This is a genomic window from Steroidobacter gossypii (assembly GCF_016801985.1).
Classification (GTDB): domain Bacteria; phylum Pseudomonadota; class Gammaproteobacteria; order Steroidobacterales; family Steroidobacteraceae; genus Steroidobacter; species Steroidobacter gossypii.
This window is the reverse complement of record NZ_JAEVLS010000002.1, coordinates 709376-730148: the sequence shown is the minus strand read 5'-3', so window position 1 is coordinate 730148 and position 20773 is coordinate 709376. Positions and strand designations below refer to the sequence as shown.

General features: G+C 63.7%; 21 protein-coding genes. 11 read left to right on the top strand and 10 right to left on the bottom strand.

Annotated elements, in window-relative coordinates; translation table 11 throughout:
* Positions 1–40: 40 nt before the first annotated feature.
* The 8 genes from JM946_RS10400 to JM946_RS10365 all read left to right on the top strand — a co-directional run bounded on the left by JM946_RS10400 (position 41) and on the right by JM946_RS10365 (position 7706).
* The gene (locus tag JM946_RS10400; protein WP_203167884.1) at positions 41–661 is read left to right on the top strand and encodes a GspH/FimT family pseudopilin; all 621 of its coding nucleotides are present in this window, start codon (positions 41–43) and stop codon (positions 659–661) included.
* Positions 658–1164 (top strand): type IV pilus modification protein PilV, encoded by a 507-nt coding sequence (pilV, locus tag JM946_RS10395; RefSeq protein ID WP_203167222.1) that lies wholly within the window; start codon positions 658–660, stop codon positions 1162–1164. The genes JM946_RS10400 and pilV overlap by 4 nt, the downstream gene beginning before the upstream one ends.
* Complete coding sequence (locus JM946_RS10390) at positions 1161–2198, top strand: PilW family protein (RefSeq protein ID WP_203167221.1); 1038 nt, start codon at positions 1161–1163, stop codon at positions 2196–2198. The genes pilV and JM946_RS10390 overlap by 4 nt, the downstream gene beginning before the upstream one ends.
* Position 2199: 1 nt before the next feature.
* Positions 2200–2718 carry a pilus assembly PilX N-terminal domain-containing protein gene (locus JM946_RS10385; protein WP_203167220.1) on the top strand — a complete coding sequence of 173 codons (519 nt, stop codon included), beginning with the start codon at positions 2200–2202 and terminating at the stop codon, positions 2716–2718.
* A 20-nt stretch (positions 2719–2738) separates the two neighbouring features.
* On the top strand, positions 2739–3131 hold the full coding sequence (locus tag JM946_RS10380) for a hypothetical protein (protein WP_203167219.1): 393 nt from the start codon (positions 2739–2741) through the stop codon (positions 3129–3131).
* Positions 3132–3196: 65 nt separating this feature from the next.
* Entirely contained in the window at positions 3197–6775 is a 3579-nt protein-coding gene (locus tag JM946_RS10375) for a pilus assembly protein (protein WP_203167218.1), read from the top strand.
* Positions 6765–7181 carry a type IV pilin protein gene (locus tag JM946_RS30965; protein WP_203167883.1) on the top strand — a complete coding sequence of 139 codons (417 nt, stop codon included), beginning with the start codon at positions 6765–6767 and terminating at the stop codon, positions 7179–7181. The genes JM946_RS10375 and JM946_RS30965 overlap by 11 nt, the downstream gene beginning before the upstream one ends.
* A gap of 213 nt (positions 7182–7394) precedes the next feature.
* On the top strand, positions 7395–7706 hold the full coding sequence (locus JM946_RS10365) for an alanine-zipper protein (RefSeq protein ID WP_203167217.1): 312 nt from the start codon (positions 7395–7397) through the stop codon (positions 7704–7706).
* Positions 7707–7935: 229 nt separating this feature from the next.
* Here the strand turns inward: JM946_RS10365 and JM946_RS10360 are convergent, their stop codons facing one another.
* The 4 genes from JM946_RS10360 to JM946_RS10345 all read right to left on the bottom strand — a co-directional run bounded on the left by JM946_RS10360 (position 7936) and on the right by JM946_RS10345 (position 10950).
* Positions 7936–8961 carry a L,D-transpeptidase family protein gene (locus JM946_RS10360; RefSeq protein WP_203167216.1) on the bottom strand — a complete coding sequence of 342 codons (1026 nt, stop codon included), beginning with the start codon at positions 8959–8961 and terminating at the stop codon, positions 7936–7938.
* A 108-nt stretch (positions 8962–9069) separates the two neighbouring features.
* Positions 9070–10095: a phosphate acyltransferase PlsX gene (gene plsX / locus JM946_RS10355; protein ID WP_269140990.1), complete on the bottom strand. Its 1026-nt coding sequence runs from the start codon at positions 10093–10095 to the stop codon at positions 9070–9072.
* 70 nt (positions 10096–10165) lie between these two features.
* Positions 10166–10357: a 50S ribosomal protein L32 gene (gene rpmF, locus JM946_RS10350; protein WP_203167215.1), complete on the bottom strand. Its 192-nt coding sequence runs from the start codon at positions 10355–10357 to the stop codon at positions 10166–10168.
* A 41-nt stretch (positions 10358–10398) separates the two neighbouring features.
* Positions 10399–10950, bottom strand: coding sequence for a YceD family protein (locus tag JM946_RS10345; protein ID WP_203167214.1), 552 nt, complete (start codon positions 10948–10950; stop codon positions 10399–10401).
* Between the two features lie 146 nt (positions 10951–11096).
* Here JM946_RS10345 and JM946_RS10340 point away from each other — a divergent pair, with 146 nt between their 5' ends.
* A complete protein-coding gene (locus tag JM946_RS10340; protein ID WP_203167213.1) occupies positions 11097–11702 on the top strand; it encodes a Maf family protein in 606 nt (201 codons plus the stop codon).
* Between the two features lie 41 nt (positions 11703–11743).
* On the opposite strand, the gene JM946_RS10335 is transcribed toward JM946_RS10340, so the two are convergent.
* Positions 11744–12763: an RluA family pseudouridine synthase gene (locus tag JM946_RS10335; RefSeq protein WP_203167212.1), complete on the bottom strand. Its 1020-nt coding sequence runs from the start codon at positions 12761–12763 to the stop codon at positions 11744–11746.
* A 502-nt stretch (positions 12764–13265) separates the two neighbouring features.
* Between JM946_RS10335 and JM946_RS10330 the strand changes: the two genes are divergently transcribed.
* Positions 13266–16103 carry a ribonuclease E/G gene (locus JM946_RS10330; protein ID WP_203167211.1) on the top strand — a complete coding sequence of 946 codons (2838 nt, stop codon included), beginning with the start codon at positions 13266–13268 and terminating at the stop codon, positions 16101–16103.
* Between the two features lie 70 nt (positions 16104–16173).
* On the opposite strand, the gene JM946_RS10325 is transcribed toward JM946_RS10330, so the two are convergent.
* Complete coding sequence (locus JM946_RS10325; RefSeq protein ID WP_203167210.1) at positions 16174–16665, bottom strand: low molecular weight protein-tyrosine-phosphatase; 492 nt, start codon at positions 16663–16665, stop codon at positions 16174–16176.
* A 113-nt stretch (positions 16666–16778) separates the two neighbouring features.
* Between JM946_RS10325 and JM946_RS10320 the strand changes: the two genes are divergently transcribed.
* The gene (locus tag JM946_RS10320) at positions 16779–16979 is read left to right on the top strand and encodes a hypothetical protein (RefSeq protein WP_218042738.1); all 201 of its coding nucleotides are present in this window, start codon (positions 16779–16781) and stop codon (positions 16977–16979) included.
* Between the two features lie 9 nt (positions 16980–16988).
* Here JM946_RS10320 and kdsB read toward each other — a convergent pair whose 3' ends face one another.
* From kdsB to msbA, 4 genes are read right to left on the bottom strand one after another with little or no spacing between them, the layout of a single operon-like run.
* Positions 16989–17756 (bottom strand): 3-deoxy-manno-octulosonate cytidylyltransferase, encoded by a 768-nt coding sequence (kdsB, locus tag JM946_RS10315; RefSeq protein WP_203167208.1) that lies wholly within the window; start codon positions 17754–17756, stop codon positions 16989–16991.
* 1 nt (position 17757) lies between these two features.
* The gene (locus tag JM946_RS10310) at positions 17758–17946 is read right to left on the bottom strand and encodes a Trm112 family protein (RefSeq protein WP_116813761.1); all 189 of its coding nucleotides are present in this window, start codon (positions 17944–17946) and stop codon (positions 17758–17760) included.
* A gap of 11 nt (positions 17947–17957) precedes the next feature.
* Positions 17958–18995: a tetraacyldisaccharide 4'-kinase gene (gene lpxK, locus JM946_RS10305; RefSeq protein WP_203167207.1), complete on the bottom strand. Its 1038-nt coding sequence runs from the start codon at positions 18993–18995 to the stop codon at positions 17958–17960.
* 3 nt (positions 18996–18998) lie between these two features.
* Positions 18999–20762, bottom strand: a complete 1764-nt coding sequence (gene msbA, locus JM946_RS10300; RefSeq protein ID WP_203167206.1) for a lipid A export permease/ATP-binding protein MsbA — start codon at positions 20760–20762, stop codon at positions 18999–19001.
* Positions 20763–20773 lie beyond the last annotated feature (11 nt).

Below are 20773 nucleotides of genomic sequence, written 5' to 3'. Positions count from 1 at the left end.
CCCGGCAGGCCGGCCAGGCGCTCTTTATATTCCCGGCCCCATGACGCCAACCCATTTGTACAAGCCACCGGCACGCATGGCCGGCTTCACGCTCCTCGAGCTGATGATCACGGTGACGGTCGCGGCCATCCTGCTCGGCATCGGGGTGCCCGCCTTCAGCGACATCATTCGCAACAACCGCCTGACCGCGGGCTCGAACGATCTGTTGCACTCGACCCAGCGGGCCCGCTCCGAAGCGGTCAAGCGGCAGACCACGGTCGCCGTCTGCGCCACGGCCAATGCCGAAGAGGAGCAGCCGTCCTGTAGCAATGGCGCGTTCTCGCAATGGGTCGTGTTCGTGGATAGCGACGGCGACTGGATGATCGACGACGAGGAAGAGGTCCTCGAGCGGCACGGTGCGCTGCCGGCGTCCGTCACGGTTCGCAACGATAACGGCGGCATCGTCAGCTATGCGGCCAATGGCTTCCCGACCCCGCCGCCCGCCGGTGGAGTATCGCCCACTCGCAACGTCGTGATCTGCGACTCGCGGGGCAATCAGCAGATCGGCACCAACTCCACCGCTCGCGCCATGCTGATCGAAGGCACCGGCCGCACGCGCGTCAGCAGGAATTTCGACGAAGTCACCGCCGCCATCGGCCAGACCGGAGACTGTCCGCGATGAAAACTCATCGTTCCCTGGGGCATCGCTCACTGGCGGGCTTCAGCATGGTCGAGGTCATGGTCGCCCTAGTGGTGCTCGCCGTGGGCATGCTGGGCATCGCGGGGGTGTATGTGACGACCTTGCGCTCCAGCGGCAGCGCCATCTCGCGTTTGCAGGCCGTCACCCTCGCAGGCGACATGGCCGACCGCATCCGCGCCAATCGCTGGGCTCGCGGCACCTACACGAATGCGACCGGCGAAGAACAGGAATGTATCTCGGCCGGCAACTGCACGCGCGATCAAATGGCCCTGCACGACGTATTTCTGTGGAAGCAGCAGATCGAGGATCTGCTGCCCGGTGACCCGCAGGGCACGGTGCAGTTCGTGCAAGGCGTGCCCGGGCCGCCGAAAACGCCAGACTCCTACACCATCACCGTGAGCTGGAAGGAACCGGGCAGCGGCGACGGCGACGCCGAGGACGACAACCGGCTCAGCTATGTCCTGACGATGCAAGTGGAACCATGAGCAAGCTCAGCAACCTCCCGATGGTCCGATCGAGACGCTCACCGTCGCGTGCACGGCTACGCGGCGTGAGCTTGATCGAGCTCATGGTCGCGCTGGTGATCAGCTTGGTGCTGATCGCGGGCGCCATCCAGGTCTATCTCTACAGTCGCGAGAACTACGAAGCCAACGAAGGCTTTGCCCGGCTGCAAGACACCGCGCGCTTCGCGCTGTCGGTGATCGAGCCGGACATCCGAATGGCCAACTCGTGGGGGCTGGTCAAAGGCGCGGGCTTCGTCGAAATGCGCAACTTGAACACGGAGTGCGGACTCGCGCTCGCCGTCGACGATCCGGATAACACCAAGGACGTCATGGCTTCTCTGGATGGCAGCAACAATCAATATAACTTTGGCTGCGCGGCGCGGGGCAACGGCGCCGTCGCGAGCTCCGACGTGCTGATCGTTCAGCGCGCCTCGGTCGCTCCTTCCACAGTCTCCGACGATCGCCTGCTGGTGTGCTCCACCCGCACATTTGCGCGACTGGTGGATAACAGCACCGATGCGACCATGTGCCCGCTGCCGGACATCGGTCAGGTAAACGATCTGGTCGCGAATGTTTACTACATCAATCGCGACGCCGAACAGCGCGAAGGCCTGCCCACGTTGCGCCGCTGGGGCCTGGTGAACAACGGCACGGCCCCGATGACCGACATGGACGAGGTGGAAATCGTTCCCGGCGTGGAGGACATGCAGATCCAGTTCGGCATCGACCCGAGCGGCACCAGCGGCGTCGCGAGCGGCTACGTGAATCCAGGCGCAGTTCCGGATGGTGCGCAAGTCGTGTCGGTGCGTGTGTGGCTGTTGATCCGCGCGGATACGCGCGACCTCAGCTACACGAATAACGAAACCTACGAATACGGCGATCGTGACGCCGAAAACGGCACCACCAGCGATCTGAACGACCCTGGCGCCGGCGGCAGGGCCTACCGGCCGGAAGACAACTTCAGGCGCCTGCTGGTCACCCGGACCATCCAGGTCCGCAACTCCATGGGAACCTGACATGCGACCCTCGTCATTCAACGATCGAATGCCCCGCCGCCAATCGGGTGCGGCTCTGGTGGTCGGTCTGCTGTTGCTCCTGGTGCTCACGGTGCTCGCCATCTCGGGCGCCAACACCAGCAGCCTGAGCCTGATCGTCGCCGGTAACGTCCAGTATTCCCAGAACGCCTTCCAGGCCGCCGAAAGCGGCATCGAGAAGTCGATCGTGCTGAACAAGTTCAATCCCGCCGACGAAGAGGAGCAGCGAGGCACGGTCGGCGAGGACAACAGCACGTTCGTCGCCATGACTCGCCCGCAGCTCGACGGCGCCTCGCAGCCGGCGCTGCCCGGCTCGAGCCTGGACGATTACTCCACCTATCACTTCGAGATCGAAAGCACGGGCCAGTCGCAACGAGGCGCGATCGCGACCAACGTCCAGGCGGTCGGCGTCATTGCCCCGGCCGATACCACCATTCCGCCGCTGCCAGCCGCACCCGGTGAAGGTGAAGAGGGCGAAGGCCCCGACACCGAGCTGCGATAGCAAACATCAGGTAACCCATCATGGTTCAAACATTCACTCGACTGTCTGCCATCTTCCCGCGCGTCGCGGCCATCGCATTGCTGGCCACGGCATTCGCCGCGCCACAGGCGCTGGCGCAAGCCAAGCCGGCGCCGATCAAATTGCTGGAAGACGCGATCGAAACCAGCACCGATGCGGTGATCCTGCCGAGCAGTCAGCCAGGCAGGCTCACGTTCCGCAATTGCGGCGAGCCCTGCAACATGCGCGCGCTGGAGCTGACCTCGGAGTCGAAGATTTTCGTCGGCGGCACGGAAGTTTCCATCGCCGATTTCAACGCCTTCGTGAACCGTACCGGTCCGCAGTTCCTGATGGTGTTCGTGCAACCCAACCGCACCGCCATCACCCGGCTCATGGTTTACGGGCGAATGCAGTAACGGCGCGTTGCCGGCACCACGACTTCTCTTCATCCAGCTTTGCCAACATCCCCAAAGAACATCCTATGAACCGTTCCAACCAACGGACTTCGAGTCGACTGGGCGCCTGGCTGCGCCTGCTGACTTTGGGCTACGCCACGGCGGCCGCGCTGATCGGCACGGCGCGAGCGGACGACTCCGAGATCTACATCTCGACCTCCAGCGTGCCACCCAACATCATGCTCATCCTCGACACCTCGGGAAGCATGCAGGGTCGGGTGTCGACGCAGGAGCCGTACGATCCAAGACGAGACTACGTGGCGGAAGCGACCGGCGCCTGCGCCGGCATCTCGGGCCGCGTGTACTACACCACAGGCTACGATCAGGGCGTTCCGCCGACCTGCGAATCGCTGGCCTGGGTCAGCGAGGCGAATCAGCGCTGCCAGGACGCCGTCGGGCCCCTGGCCTCCTCGGCCGGCTCGTTCCGCGGCGACCGCTTCGCGCAGTGGCGCACACAGGGCACCAATGAGCGCCGGTGGCGCGGTTTGCTCAGCGAGGGCGACATTCCAGCCAGCGGCGTCAACGCGCCGATCGACTGTGAAAACGACGGTGCGCCCTACCCGGACGTCAACGGCCGCAGTAGCAACAACACTCCGGTCTACACCAACAACAATCGGGATTCGTACTTGCGCAACAACGGCGGCACGCTGGCGACGCTGTATTCCGCCAGGTACATCGCCTACTTCAATCAGTTCTCGCAGTACACCTACTTCGGCACGCGACTGGAAGTGATGAAGCAGGCGGCCACCTCGCTGTTGAACGGCGTCACCAACGTCAACGTCGGTCTGATGCGCTATAGCGCGAACGTCAGTGGCGCCACTCAGACCAACCCCAACGGCGACGGCGGCGGCCTGGTGCTGCAGCCAGTGGCGCCAATCGCGGACAACAAAGATCAGATGATCTCCAGCATCAACGGCCTCATCGCCTATGGCAGCACGCCGCTGTCGGAGACGCTGTATGAGGCGCATCAGTACTTCAGCGGCGGGAGGGTCGACTTCGGCAACACCTCGCGAGTTTGTACGGCATCGACGCCCTCCGCGGACGGCACCACCACCAACTGCAGCGGCGATATCAACGAGTTCGACAGCGTCGCGTCATCCCGAAGCGACGACAACTACCGCAGCCCTGCCAACCAAAGCTGCCAGAAGAACTACGTGGTCTACCTGACTGACGGCCAGCCCACCAGCGACAACAAGGCCGACCGCAGGATCGAAGGCGCAAACGGGTCCGGCGGACTGCCCGACTTCAGGACCACGGTCACGGGAGGCGCATGCTCCGGCTCCGGCCCCGGCCGGTGTCTCGGCGCGCTATCGGAATACATGTACAACCGGGACCTGCGCTCGGACGTGGACGGCACCCAGAACGTCACGAGCTTCTATATCGGCTTCGGCGACGCGTTCGGTGGCACCGACAATCCGGCCTTCGAATACCTGGAAGACGCGGCTCGGCGCGGTGGCGGCCAGGCTTATCAGGCGGGCGACCTGTCGCAGCTGAGCAGAGTCTTCACCGACATTTTCGCGAACATCACCGAGGGCAGCTCCACGCTGACCGCGCCGACCGTAGCCGTGAACGCATTCAACCGCACCCAAACGCTCGATGACCTGTACATCTCGCTGTTCATGCCTACCGCCCAACTGCATTGGCCCGGCAACCTCAAGAAGTACCGTATCGTCGAAGGCAAGCTGAAGGCGAAGGGCAACAGGGACGCCATCGACAGCGACGGCGCGTTCGATGAACAGTTCAGCGATTACTGGTCGGAAACCGGCGGCGACGGCCCCGACATCCTGAAAGGCGGCGCGGCGATGAAAATCCCCGCTCCGGCCGATCGGAATCTCTATACATACCTCGGCAACAATCCGGGAACGCCAACCGGCGTCGGCCTCAGAGGCAACGGCCAGGCGGCCGTGCACGTCGACAACGCTCTGCTCACGCCCGCCCTGCTCGGCACCGATACCAGCAATCCAGAAAGGGACAAGCTGATCAACTGGGCCCGCGGCGCCGATGTCGACGATGTCGTCGAGCGCTCCGACCAGCGCAACGCCATGGGCGATCCGATGCACTCGCAGCCTGCCGTGGTGATCTATGACGGCGATCCGGTCGCCCAGACCTACAACGCGGTGGTGTTCACCGCCACCAATGACGGCTATGTGCACGCCATCGCCACCACGGAGCGTCAGACCGACAATGCCGCTGACGGTCGGGAGCTGTGGGCCTTCATTCCCAAGGAAATGCTCCCTGGTCTCAAACCGCTCTACTTGAACGAAAACATCGCCAACAAGAACTACATGATCGACGGCGACCTGCGCGTGCTGAAGTACGACGTCGACGGCGACGGCAATGTGGAGCCCGCCGACAACGATCGCGTCCTGCTGTTCTTCAGCACCGGCCGCAATTCGTCCATCAGCCGCTACTACGCGCTCGATGTGACCGACAAGAACGCGCCGCGCTTCCTCTGGTCGATCGGCCCCGAAACCCTCGATGGTTTGGGTGAAGCCTGGTCGCGCCCCGCGATCACTCGCGTGAACATCAGCGAAGGACAGCAGAACACGCAGAAGCTGGTGCTGGTGTTCGGCGGCGGTTATGACTCCGTCGAGGAAGGCTACTCCTATGTCCCCGAGACTTCCGTGGGTAATCGGGTGTACATGGTCGACGCTCTGTACGGCCGCGTGCTGTGGACTGCCGGCGATGAGGGCACAGACCTCGAGCTCGAGCGCATGAAGCATTCCATTCCGTCGGGCGTGAACGTGGTGGACCTGGATGGCGACGGCTTCGGCGACCGCATGTATGTCGGCGACATGGCCGCGCAGCTGTGGCGCTTCGATATCTTCAATGGCAGGACGCGCAGTGAGCTGGTCACCGGCGGCGTGATTGCATCGCTGGGCGCCAAGGATGCACAGACAGTGAGCAGGGCCAACACTCGGCGCTTCTACAATACGCCCGATACGGCGCTGCTACAGGTCGGCAACGCGCGGCCGTTCATCAACGTCGCGATCGGTTCGGGCTACCGTGGCCACCCGCTGTCGACCGACAACCAGGATCGGTTCTACGCGATCCGGGACCAGGCGCCGTTCGCGATGTTCACTCAGGAGCAGTACAACACGTACGACATCGTCACCGAGGCGGATCTCGAGGACATCACGGAAGATCTCAATCCGAACCTGCCCGCGAACATTCGCGGCTGGATGTTGCAATTGAACTTTCCGCAGTACCAGGGCGAGAAGGTGCTGGCGCCGGCCACCACTCTGGACAACATCCTCATGTTCACCACCTATCTGCCTGACGAAGACAACGGCGCCTCGTGCTCGCCGGCGCAGGGCGTGAACCGGGCGTATTTCCTCAACGCGCTCGACGGCTCGGCCGCCATCTACATCCGCGACGGCGAGACTGAAGACGACGAGGGCGGCGAGAACGGCGGCGGTGGCGAGACCCGCATTCCCCAAGATCGTTGGGAAGAAGCCGGCAGCAACGGCATCGCGCCGGGTGTCACCACCCTGTTCCCAGGCGAAAACAAAGTCACGTGCCTGGCGGGCGTGAAAGTGCTCAACGCCTGCAAGGACTTCGGCAGCCGCATCAAGACCTACTGGCGTCAATCCAATGCGAACTAAAGCTCGTCGATCCGCGCAGCGGGGTATCACACTCATCGAGCTGATGGTGGTGGTGGCGATCGTCGCCATCCTCGGCACGGTGGCGGTCGCCAACTATCGCAGCCAGGCGCTGCGCTCCAACCGGGCCGAAGGCAAATCGGCCCTGTTGCGGGTGCAGGCCGCGCAAGAGAAGTACTATTTGAGCGCGCACGAATACACCGACGATCTGGACGATCTGAAGCTGCCCGCCCAGACCGAGCGGCAGCTGTACCGCATCGAGCTGGTCGTGGAAGACGACGGCGATGCATATACCGCCACCGCGACTGCCATCGGCAGTCAGGTGGCGGATGAGGATTGCCCGGTGTTCAGCATCGATGAAACCGGTCAGCGCCTGCCGGCGCTGGGGGCGAGCCGATGCTGGCAGTGAGTGTCGCGTACTCACGACGAAAGCGCGGATGTGCTTTATCGTCTGAGGCCAATCTTGTATCCTCCGCGCTCGGCTTCGCTGGCAGCTTTTACAACTAAGAAGCTACTAAGCCTGATACACGGGAACCCGCCATAACTCTCGTGTATTAAGAGGCCGTGAAAATTTGTCGCTCTGGTCCTTTTTAATCCGACCCGTACGAAGGGGAAAGAAGTCATGAAGAAAGCCATCTCCACCACGCTGAAGGCAGGTATTGCTGCGCTGGCCCTCGTTGCCGCCAGCGGCTGCGTGTCGCAGAAGACTGTCGATGAAATCAAGGCCACTGCCGACAAGGCGGTGCAGGATGCCGCCGCTGCCAAGGCTGCCGCTGACTCGGCTGCCAGCGCCGCTCAGTCCGCTCGTTCCGCTGCCGACAGCGCGCAGAGCGCTGCCAACCAGGCGCTGCAGGCCGCTCAGGCGAGCCAGGCCTGCTGTGACGCTACGAACGAGAAGATCGACCGCATGTTCAAGAAGTCGCAGTCGAAGTAATCGACTCGAGTTCGAGCGAACAAAGACGCCGCGGAGCAATCCGCGGCGTTTTTTTATGTCCGCAAGATTTCGCTATGAAGAGCGATTGCATAGGCACATGGATGTGCCGAATTCGAGATTCGAGGCGGATCCCACAGCCTTGGCCATGGACTAACTCGGTGGTTTAGGTGACCTCGGCCGCGGGATCCGCGCGCGCAGTTTAGCAGCGCGCGTCAGAACGCGTTGCCGACTATCTCCCAGCCGTATCGTTGATGACCTGCACCGTCGCGGGCACGTCTTCGGCGGGGGTCGCCGGACGCAGCATCACCGGCTCGGGGATGCCGCTGGCGAGCTCGAAGGTGCGCTCCGCCTTGGCCCAGTCGATCACGCCGGCCGCGCCGATGTTCGGGCGATCCTGAGTCGCCGCCACCAGCAGCTTGGTGATATTGGTGAGGTTGTGCTTATCGGGCGCGCTGCTGCCTTCCAGCGGCGTATGCACTTCCATGAACAGCTCCCCGCCGCGCCAGCCCATCTTGTAGGGCTGATCGATCAGGCGCACGGCCGTGTTCACCGGCACCATCGGGTAGAGCTCCTTGATGTCCTCAGGAAACATGCGCACGCAGCCGTGCGTGACTTGCATGCCCACGCCGGAGGGACGATTGGTTCCGTGGATCAGATAAGCGCCACCGGGAATGCCAAGGCGCATGGCGTAATCGCCGAGCGGATTGTCCGGCCCCGGCGGCACCGCTTTGGGCAGCGGGCGCCCTTCCGCCGCGTGCTCATCGAGCACCGATTTCGGCGGATACCAGATCGGCTTCTCGCGCTTGCTGGTGATGCGCGTCAGGCCCAGCGGCGTATGCCAATCCATGCGCCCCACGCTGATGGGATAGGTGTGCACCACCGCGGCCTCGCCCTTCTTGGCGGGCGGGAAATAAAACAAACGATGTTCGGACAGACTGACGACGATGCCTTCGCGCGGCCCGTCGGGCAGGATGTAACGCGACGGAATGAGCACCTCGGTGCCCGCCCCCGGCAGCCACGGATCGACGCCTGGATTGGCGGCCACGATCTCTTCGTAACCCACGCCATAGCGGCGGCCGATATCGAGCAGCGTGTCCTCGTGCGCGGCGACCACCTTCTGCACTTCGCCGACGACCGTATCGTCGCCCACCGGCAAGGTATAAGTGGCGGCCAGAGCGGCCGGCGCAGCGGCCAGCAGCAGCACGGCCCGGAGTACGGTTTTCAGCGGACGCATCTTCGAAGGAAGGGACTTCATGAGTAAAAAGTCTAGCAGCTGCGCGCCATCCAAAGTGTGAGCCGGGCAGTCATGCCGGCCGAAACCTTTGCACCTGTCAACTTCTTAATTATGCGATTGTGACCGATTTCAAGCCACTGCCGCGGCCTGCGCCTTGAGCAGGTTGGCGATCTGGGTGGGCGCGCCCTTGCGCGCTTCGATCAGGCCGACCCTGATGGCATTGGCGAACGAGATGGTGTCGGCGCTGCCGTGGCTCTTGATGACCACGCCGTTCAGGCCCACCATGCTGGCGCCGTTGTAGGTGCGGGGATCGAATTCCTTACGCAACGAACGCAGCACCGGCCAGGAGGCCACCGCACCGAGATAACGCAGCGGGTTGCGGGTGTATTCGGTTTTGACCGCGCCGACCAGCATGTTGGCGAGCCCCTCCATGGTCTTCAGCGCCACGTTGCCGGTGAAACCGTCGGTGACCACGACATCCACCTCGCCGGAGAAGATATCGTCGCCTTCCACGAAGCCGATGTAGTTCAGCTTGCTGGCGGACAACAGCCGCGCAGCCGCCTGCACCACACTGTCGCCCTTGGTTTCTTCTTCGCCGATATTGAGGATGCCGATTCGCGGCCGCGCGATGCCGTGCAGATCGCCTGCCACCACCGAGCCCATCACCGCGAATTGGAATAAATGCTCGGCGGTGCACTCAGAGTTCGCGCCCAGATCGAGCATGTGAGTGTGACCGTGGCGCGCGCGAATGCGCGAAATGATGGCGGGCCGATCGATCCCTTCGATGGTCTTCAGCACGAAGCGCGCTGTGGCCATGAGCGCGCCGGTGTTTCCTGCGCTCACGCACGCATCCGCCTCGCCGTTTTTCACCAGGTCGATGGCGACGCGCATGGACGAATCTTTCTTTTTCCGCAGAGCTTCCTGCGGCTTTTCGTCCATGGTGACGACCTGCGAGACCTCACGCAGCTGAATACGCGACAGCAACGTTGCAGCCGCGCCGTTCAACAGCGCTTGAACCGGATCTTTCAGGCCGACCAGCGTGATTCGCAGGTCGGCATCGCGCTGTAAAGCCGCGAGCGCCGCAGGCACGGTGACCGAGGGGCCGTGATCGCCCCCCATGGCGTCCACTGCGATGGTGACCGGCCGGTTGCTCAGATGCGGTGCTCGGATGTGAGTGCGGAGTACGGACTCGTCCGTGACTGATTCCGTCACTTATTCCGTCACATTATTCCGAATCGGGCTTGTCGCGGCTCTCGATCACTTTCTTGCCGCGATAGAAACCATCCGGCGAGATGCGATGACGGGAATGGGTTTCACCCGAGGTCGGGTCGACCGACAGCGCCGGGCGCTCGAGGCCGTCGTGCGAGCGGTGCATGCCGCGCTTGGACGGGGTCTTTCGGCTTTTCTGAACAGGCATGACTTATCTCCAACTCTCCAAATACGGCTCACAACGCGCAGTCACTGTTTGCGCAGCAGATCCCGCAGATTCTGGAACGGGTGATGGGTCGTCCCCGCTTCCGGGTCCGACTCATGTTCATCTGCAGCTGCCGGCGTCGCTGCAGCTTCGTCAGTTGCAACGGCGGCGGCGCAATCCACGTTCTCGTGCATCGGCACCAGCGGCAAGGCGAGCAGCACCTGCTCCTCCGCCAGCCAGCCCAGATCCAGCCGCGAGGCTTTGACCACCACCGGCTCGAAGCCGCCGGGCTCGTCGCTGCGTTCCTCGTCCACCAGCAACACCTGAAAGGTGTCGTCGATGTCCACGGCCACGGGCCGCATGCAACGCTGACACGTCAGCACGGCCACGCCATGCAGCTCGCCTGCCACGGCAGGGCGGCCATCGAACTGCGAAAACTGGAATTGCGCCTCGATCGCCGACCCGTCGTGGCCGCCAGCTTCGCGCAGGCGCGGCAGCTCAGCGGCGGAAAAACGTCGTGCAATCGTACTTCCCGCCCGCGCGCAGACCTCTGCATCAACGATTTTGTCTGCGTGGACGGCCGGGGGTCGCGGCATGGGGCGCGTATACTAGCGGTGCCCCCCCATGGTGTCAAAAAAAGAAAGGCGTAAATGTTTGTTTTCTCACAGCTTGTAATCCGGGACGTGAACGGATTCATGGATTCACCGAGGCCGGCCCGTGGCGGGCGCCTGGAGCGCCGGCCATGAGCACCCCCGTGCCCCCCTCCTCCGGGCTCCGGCTGGTGCTCGCTTCCACCTCCAGCTATCGCCGGCAACTGCTGGAACGGCTGGGTATTCCTTTCACGGTGGCGGCCTCGAATGTGGACGAGGAGCCGCTGCCGGGCGAGTTGGCGGTCGACCTGGTGCAGCGATTGGCCCGGGCCAAGGCCGAGGCGGTCGCCCGTCGTCATACCAATAGCCTGATCATCGGCTCGGACCAGCTGGCCCTGTGCGGCCGGGACGTGCTGGGCAAACCCGGCTCCGGCGAGCGGGCCATTGCGCAACTGAAATCCCTCAGCAGTCAGCGCGTGGTGTTCCACACCGCCGTGCATGTCATCAACACCGCCGAGACCACCCATCTCAGTCACGTCGATCTGACCACCGTGCATTTCCGGCAGCTCAACGAGGATGAGATCAAAAGATACGTCGCGCGCGACAAGCCCTATGACTGCGCCGGCGGCTTCAAGGTGGAGTCGCTCGGCGTGGCGCTGTTCAACCGCATCGAATCGCAGGATCCCACGGCGCTGATTGGCCTGCCGCTGATCTGGCTGGCCGGCGCGTTGAGAAAAAACGGCTTCGACCTTCCGTGACAAGCCCCTGCGTACACGCGCGCAGCGCGCGTGTACGCCGGCTAGCTCTTGAGCCCCTGCTTCAGCTTATCGATCACCGCCTGCCAGTCGGGCGGTGGCGGCGCGCTGACGGAGAACGGCTTGGCACCCTTGCGCTCGAAGGTCAGCGAGTGTGCATGTAAGAACATGCGGTTCAATCCGAACGGCTTCAGCTTCGCGTCGCGCTCGCGATCGCCGTACTTCTCATCGCCCGCGACTGGATGCCCGGCGTGCGCCGCATGCACGCGAATCTGATGAGTGCGGCCGGTGCCCAAGGAAATATCCAGCAAAGTGGCCAGTTTGCCGAAGTGCTGAAGCGGCTTGAACGTGGTGATGGCCTGCTGACCGTCGGCATGAACGCGCACCACGCGCTCACCGCCCTGTTTCAAATTGGTCTTCAGCGGCAGATCGATGGTCTTGGCGCCAAACGGCCAACGTCCCACCACCAGCGCGAGATAACGTTTCTCCATGTCGCGCTCTCGAAGCAGCGCATGCAATTCGCGCAACACCGCCCTGCGCTTGGCCACCAACAGCACGCCGCTGGTGTCGCGGTCGAGTCGATGCACCAGTTCCAGCTCTTTCAGTTCCGGATGCGTGGCGCGCAGAGCCTCGATGACGCCGGCGCTGAGCCCGCTGCCGCCATGAACCGCGACGCCGGCGGGCTTGTTGACGACGATGAGATCGCGGTCCTCGTGAATGATTGCGCCGCTGACGAAATCACGCAGTGAGCGCGAAGGAGCGCTGCGCTCGGCGGCGCGCTGCTCGTCCGTTTTTCGCTGCAGGGGTGGCAGCCGAATTCGATCGCCCGGCGCCAAGCGATGCTCGGGCTTGGCGCGTTTGCCGTTCACGCGCACTTCACCGGTGCGCAATATCCGATACACCAGGCTGCGCGGCACATCCTTCAAAATACGGCTCAGAAAGTTGTCGATGCGCTGCCCGGCCTCGCCCTCGCCGGCCTCCACATAGCTGACACCCGTGCCGGTGGCGCTGGCGGACGCAGGGGTTTTATCGAGGCGAGAGTCGGTGGGAACGGACCTGGACATGTGGCTTTATCGCGTCGGCTTGGGAAGCGCTCGTAACCTATTGATTGACCATTGATTGGACCTTTTGCCTGTGATATGTTCCGCGACGATTTCAGGTCCGCGCGCGTACCGACACAGATCCAGACACCGATCGGTCTCGCACGCACGCGTACCGATACGCGGTGCTCCGAAGGCTTCGCTTCGAACCGAAGGGCGCCGCATCTTAGTTGGTTCTGCTCAGACCTGCCTGCTTGAGTCCGGACAGGGTCGCAGACCATCGCTCGGCCGCGCGAACGGCGATGCCGGAATGACGCACCTCGTATTCCGGGTCGACCGCCCACGCTCACCGTGCGGGACCGCCAAAGCGACAGGATAAAAAACGCGCCGGATTTCCCCGGTCACATCAGGGGGCCGCGCTGGCAACATCGGATGAAGACATTCCCCGATCGCCCGTTTCTGCCTCCATGGCTCGCGCCCGCCGTGCGTGCTCGCCCGGCCCTTTTCGAATCCTTAGAAGGGCCTCATGAAGAGAATGTTAGTCAACGCGACTCAGGAAGAGGAGTTGCGCGTCGCACTGGTTGATGGACAACGAATTTACGATCTGGATGTAGAAGTCCCGTCCCGGGAACAAAAGAAAGCGAACGTCTATAAAGGACGCATCACTCGCGTCGAGCCCAGCCTGGAGGCCTGCTTCGTCGACTACGGCGCCGAGCGCCACGGTTTCCTGCCGCTGAAGGAAGTCTCCCGCGAGTATTTCAAGGACGGCCAGTCGCCCGGCGGCCGCGGCAACATCCGCGACCTGTTGAGCGAAGGTCAGGAAATCATCGTCCAGGTCGAAAAGGAAGAACGCGGCAACAAGGGCGCCGCGCTCACCACTTTCATCAGCCTCGCCGGGCGCTTCCTGGTGCTGATGCCGAACAATGCCCGCGCCGGCGGCGTGTCGCGCCGGATCGAAGGCGAAGATCGCGAGCAGCTGCGTGAAGCGCTCGACCAGGTGCAGATTCCCGAAGGCATGGGCGCCATCGTGCGCACCGCCGGCGTCGGTCGCTCGGCCGAAGAGCTGCAGTGGGATCTGGACAATCTCAAGGAAGTCTGGAACGCGGTGGCCCAGGCCGCCGAAGGCAAGCCTGCCCCGTTCCTGATCTATCAGGAATCCAAGGCCATCATCCGCGCGCTGCGCGATTATCTGTCCGACGACATCGGCGAGATCCTGATCGACAACCAGGAGATCTACGCCGAGGCGCAGCAGTACATGCAGCGCTTCATGCCCGCCGGGTTGCGCAAGCTGAAGTTCTACGAAGACAGCGTGCCGCTGTTCACGCGCTTCCAGATCGAGAACCAGATCGAGTCGGCGCACTCTCACAAGGTCAACCTGCCCTCGGGCGGCTCGATCGTCATCGACCCTACCGAAGCGCTGGTCGCCATCGACATCAACTCCGCCCGCGCGACGCGCGGCACGGATATCGAAACCACGGCGCTCAACACCAACCTCGAAGCTGCCGACGAAATTGCGCGTCAGCTGCGACTGCGCGACCTCGGCGGTCTGATCGTCATCGACTTCATCGACATGGAGTCGCAGAAGAATCAGCGCGCCGTGGAAGATCGCCTGCGTGACGCCGTCAAGCAGGATCGCGCGCGTATTCAGATCGGGAGGATCTCTCGCTTCGGCCTGCTCGAGCTGTCCCGTCAGCGCCTGCGTCCGTCGATCGGCGAGTCCGCCAGCATCAACTGCCCGCGCTGTAACGGCATGGGTTCGATTCGCAGCGTCGACTCGCTGGCCCTGGCGCTGTTGCGCCTGATCGGCGAGGAAGCTCGCAAGGACCGCACCGTCAAAGTCATTGCACAACTGCCGGTGGAAGTCGCCACGTATCTCATGAACGAGAAGCGTGAGTGGCTCAACAACATCGAGCACAAGAGCGCGGTGCAGGTCGTGATGGTGCCGAACAAGTACCTGGAAACGCCGGCGTACGAGATCCGCCGCGTGCGCGATGACGAGGCGAACCTGCCGGAAAATTCCGCCATCAGCCATCAGATTCCAGTCGCGCCGCAACCGTCGGCAGAAGAGATCGCGAGGCGCGAAGAGCGCGCCGTCGCAGCGGCTCCAGCCGTGGTGACTTCGACGGTGCCCTCGGTTCCGCCGCCGCCCACGATTGCGATGGAGACCACCATCGCTCCGCCGCCGAAGCCGGCCGAGCAGATTGGCATTTTCGTCAAGTTGTGGCGCTTCTTCTTCGGCACCGGTACGCCGCCGGCGCCTGAGCCCGCGCGGCGCGAAAGTCCGCGGCGCACCGATCAACGTCGTGATCGAGGCGACAGCCGTCGTGGCCGTGATCGTGGCGATCGCGATCATCAACGCGGTCGAGATCGTGATCGCGGAGGCAAGCACGAGAAGCAGGAGCAGCGTGCGGAGAAGCCCGCGCAGGAAGCGCGCCGGGACGGCGGCGGTCATCAGCAACGACAGGATCGCAAGCCGCGCGAACATGCGGCTGAGGGCGGTCGCCATGACGGCGGTCGTTCACAACAGCAGGCAAAGCAGCAACAGCCACAGCGCGCCCAGGCTGCCGCGGCGCCGGCATCAGCATCGGCTGATGGTGCTCCGGCCGCTGCTGCCGCCGCCGCAGGCGATGCGCAACGCTCCGGTGATCGCGGTGAGCGCTCCGGCGAGCGTGGCGAGCGCGGCGGTCGGGGTCGTCGCGGCCGGCGTCGCCGTGGTCGCGGTCGTGGCGGTGAAGATGGTGCCGTAGGCGGCCAGGGTGACGAAGGTCAGGCTCAGGGCGGTGGCGCACCCAGCGACAATGTTTCCTCTGCGCCTCGCGAGTTCAGCAGCGGCGGCAGAAGTGGTGGCGATTTCGGCGGCAGCTCCGCACCGAGCCGGTCCGACTCGCAGCCGCGCTCCGAAGCGCCACAGCAGCCCCGCTCGGAATCGCGTTCGGATACACAGCCCCGCTCGGACGCACAGCCTCGCTCGGAAGCGCAGCAGCCCCGTTCTGATGCGCAATCTCGCCCGGATGCTCAGCCTCAACCTCGTTCGGACGTGCAGCCTCGCCCGGAAGGATCACAGCAGGCTCGATCAGAAGCATCGCAGACCCGGTCGGACGCGCCGCGCGAACATGCACAGTCTCGGGACCATGCGGCGCCTCGGGAACAAACGGCATCTCGGGATCATGCCGCCCCTCGTGAGCAAGCGCAGCCGCGCGAGCACGCGAGCGAGTCCTCTCCTCCGCCGCCGAAGCGCGAACCGGAAGCACACGCTTCCGCCGCGTCCAGCGGTGGTGAGAAGTACACGGTGTGGAGCTCTACGCCGAGCAGCAGTAGCAGCTCGTGGGGGGGCGGCCCATCCGGCACTCGCCGCGAGGAGTAGTCGATCCTGCTCGATCTAACAAAGGGCCGACGGGCAACCGCCGGCCCTTTTTGTTAGCCGCCGAGTTTGTTCAGGACCGATGCATCGAGCGCAGCTCCGACACCAGCCCGCGCGCCGCCTCTTCCAACAGATCCAACACCTCTTCGAAGCCCTGCGCGCCGCCGTAGTATGGATCGGGCACATACCGCGAACTGGCCTGCGGCGCGAACTCCATCATCAGACGAATGCGCTCGCGATGAGCCGCCGGCGCGCGCCGCCGCAACTCGAGCAAGTTGTCCTCGTCCATCGCCAGGATCAAATCGTAGTGAGCGAAATCATCGACTGCGACCATCCTTGCGCGCAGTTGTGACAAGTCGATCCCCCGCCGCCTCGCCGCCTCGATGGCGCGACGATCCGGCGGCGAGCCGACGTGATAATCGTGCGTGCCCGCCGAGTCGATCTCGATCTGCAAATCCGGCGCTTCCGTGGCGAGCACCTGCCGAAACACCCCCTCCGCGGTAGGCGAGCGGCAGATATTTCCCATGCAACAGAAGAGAATGCGCGTGACGCTACGTGTTGCCATGATGCTCCTGGCCTGGTGCCGAGTGCTGCGGACATTGTAGTCGCTCCCCTAGTCGGAAATGCTCATGGGCGACCTTCCAGGGGCTGCGTACAAGAACGCGAACTTCCAATCCGATGACTCGAGTGCCCACTTCAAAACATGACTTCGCGGAAGGCGATCGGGTGCGTGCGCAGCGGCGTCCTGAATTTCCTGACGGTACCGTGCTGCGACTGATGGACCTGGGTTATCTACTGGTCCGCTGGGACAGCGACGTGTTGGAGACCGCGCACCATTCCGAGCTCACCAAGGTCGCCAACGGCGCGCCTCAAAAGTGACATCACAAATCAGCCGACTCCGAGCACGGCACGCACGCGGATCAAATCGCTCTCCGTATCCACGCCTGCCGGCGGCGGCACGGAGGCGGCAGCCACCACGAGCTTCATCCCGGCCTGCAAAGCGCGCAGCTGTTCAAGCTTCTCCGTGAGCTCCAGTTCGCCGGGCTGCAACGCGGTCACGCGCTGTAACGCATCCACTCGATACGCATAGATACCCAAGTGACGTTGCGCGCCCGCGAAAATCGTCTGACTGCTCAAACCCTGGGGCGCACCGTCGCGTGTCCATGGGATGGGTGCGCGACTGAAATACAGCGCCGTGCCGTTTTGCGCTGTCACGACCTTGACCACGTTGGGATCCAGAAACTCATGCAGGCTCGTCACCGGGGTCGACAGCGTGGCGATGTCGGCATCTTCGTGCCGCGCCAGCAAGTCGGCGGCCTGCCCCACCAATCCCGGCGGCAACAGTGGCTCGTCGCCCTGCACGTTGACGACGATGGTCCGCTCATCCCAACCGCGCAGGTGGGCGACCTCGGCGATGCGATCGGTGCCCGAAAGATGATTCGGGCTCGTCATGACCGTCATCAGACGAGAATCAGGATGAACCGCCGCAGCCGCGATACGCTCATCGTCGGTGGCGACCAGCACTTCGTCCGCGCCGCTTTTCAACGCCGCCTCGATGACCCACTGGATCATCGGCCGCCCACCGATATCCAGCAGCGGTTTGGCAGGCAATCGAGCCGACGCGTAGCGCGCCGGAATCACGACTTTGAAGCTCACATCAATCCTTCAGCAGAGGATCCATGGGTTCGAGCGTGCGCGCCTCGTCTTCGAGCATGACGGGAATGCCGTCGCGAATCGGATAAGCCAGCCGATCGGCGCGGCAGATCAGCAGCTGCTGGGCCTTCGCATACTGCAAGGGCCCCTTGCACAGCGGACAGGCCAGAATGTCGAGCAATTTGGAGTCCATGGACGCTCCGGTCACTTGAGAGGACCGCCGGTCGCGAGCACGCGATCGAGCAGTCGATGGATGGCTTGCGCGTCGGCTTCGCTCATCGCAACGTCCAGGCGCACGGCCCAGCAGTTCGCGAGCCCCGCAGCGTCGGCCCCGGAGCGGCATTTTACTGCATCCTTCTCGGTCATTAGCACTGGTCCGCCATCCGGGAATGCGAGGTCGGCAACAGTCAGCCGCGCATGGTCCGGCAACGGGTGCGCATCCACGGTCAAGCCCAGCTCCGACAACGCATCGAAAAACGCCCGAGGATTGCCGATGCCGGCGATGGCGTGCACGCGTGTGCCGACGAAAGTTTGCAACGAGCGGCGTTCGCCGGTGCCCAGCGACACGGCATCCCCGAGCACCGGAGTGGCAATGACCGCATTCGGAAACGATGTCGACGGACGATTGTTTCGAGCACGCCGGGTCAAAACTTTCACATCGACGCTGCCCAGCCGCTTTGCGGGCTCACGCAGTGGCCCCGAGGGCAGCAACCGACCGTTACCCAAGCCACGCTGCTCATCGATAACGGCAATCTCCAGATCGCGCGCCAGTCGATAGTGCTGCAAGCCGTCGTCACAAAGGACGACCTGCGCGCCCAGTTCGATAGCGCGCTCCGCGTCCGCGACCCGATCCGGCCCCGCCACCACCACCGCTCCAGTTCGCTGCGCCAGCAAAACCGCCTCATCGCCGACTTCATCGGCCGCAGTGTGCTCAGCGACATCGCGAGGCCACTGTGTCGACGTGCCTCCATAACCACGCAGCACGATGCCAACGCGCAAACCTCGCGAGCGCAGTTGCTCCGCCAGCCAGATTGTCAGAGGAGTTTTGCCCGTGCCGCCAACGGTGATGTTGCCCACGACAATGACGGGACGGGTCATGCGATACGACTGCGACCAGCCTCTTCGATACGCCAGGCGGCGCAGGCCTGCGATCACGGCAAACAACCAGGACAGCGGCAGCACCAGCAGCGAGAACCACTGGGATCGGCGCTCGTACCAGACTCGCTGGAGAAAAGCGTCCACTGCTCAGGCGTTGAACTGCAGCCGATGCAGCGTCGCGTACTGGCCTTGCTGCGCGATCAGCTCGGCGTGCGTGCCGCTTTCGATGATCCTGCCCGCCTCGACCACCAGGATGCGGTCGGCGTTTTCCACCGTCGACAGGCGATGCGCGATCACCAGCGTGGTGCGGTTTTGCATGAACTCTTGCAGCGCCGCCTGAATGATGCGCTCGGACTCGGTGTCGAGCGCCGACATGGCTTCGTCCAGAATCAGGATGGGCGCGTCCTTGAGCAAGGCGCGTGCGATGGAGATGCGCTGTCTCTGTCCGCCCGACAGCAGCACGCCGCGGTCGCCGACCATCGTATCCAGACCGGCCGGCAGCTGGTTCACGAACTCCATGACGAGCGCGGCCTGCGCGGCCCGCTCGATCTGCTCGTCGGTCACGTTGCGACCGAATGCGATGTTGGCGCGGATCGTATCGTTGAACAGCACCACTTCCTGGCTGACCACGGCGATCTGCTCGCGCAGGTTGTGCAGCTGATATTCGCGCAGCTCGTGGCCATCGATCAGGATGCTGCCCGAATCGATATCGTAAAACCGTGGCAGCAGATTCACCACGGTCGATTTGCCGCTGCCGGTGCGGCCGACGATGGCCACGATCTCGCCTGGCGAGACTTTCAGGCTCACATCGTGCAGCGCCACGCCCTTGCCCATCGGGTACGAGAAATAAACGTGGCGATATTCGATTTCGCCGCGCGCGCGCTCGACCACCAGATCGCCGCCGGGCGGCTCGGGATGCTCATCGATCACTTGGAAGATGCTCTGCCCGGCCGCAATGCCCTGCTGCAAAGGGCCCGACACGCCGACCAGCGATCGCAGCGGCTGAGCGATGCCCACCAGCGCGACAAAGAACGCCAGCAGATCGCCCATGCTGGTGCGGCCGTTGATGGCGTCGGAGATGGCGACCGACAGCACGATGGCCGAGCCGGTGGCCGTGACCATCTGCACCACCGGGTTCGACAGGCCCTTGGTGAGCACCAGGCGCATGTACGAGCGCCGATTGTGCTCGTTCACGCCTTCGAACTGCGCGACTTGATAATCTTCGGCGTTGTACACCTTGACGATGCGCGGCGCCTCCAATGTTTCCTTGGCGATGCGCGTGATATCGCCGATGGAATCCTGAATGCGGTGGCTGTAGCGCCGGAATTTCTTGTTGATGATGCCGATCAGCCAGGCCACCAGCGGGCCCATGATCAGCGCGATGGTGGCGAGGCGCGCATTGAAATAAAACAAGGCGATGATGGAGCCGATGATGGTCAGCGCCTCGCGCAGCGTGATCAGCACTGAATCGGTAGCCGCCTGGCCGATCTGCTCGGCATTGTGGGTCAGCCGGGTCAGCATCACGCTGCTCGAATTGCGATCGAAAAAGCCGATCGGCAGATGCACGATGCGCTCGAAGATCTGACCGCGCAGGCGCTTGACGATGCGACGGCCGACATAGCCCATGCAGTACGTCTGGGTGAAATCGCCCAGCCCGCGCAGCAGGAACAAGCCGATCAGCGCCAGCGGCAGCCACACGATGGTGCGTGGGTCGCGATTCTCGAAGGTGCCGTCGCCGAACACCTTGGCGAACGCGGTGAAGCTCACCATGCTGATCGAGAACACGACGGCGCCCAGCATGCCCAGCAGGAACATGCCGCGATGGGGACGCACGTAACCGATCAGGCGTTTGTAGGTCTGCCAAGCGTCGGCTGGAATGGGGGCCTTCGAGCCGCGATCGGAAGGTGCCATGGTCGCGTAGG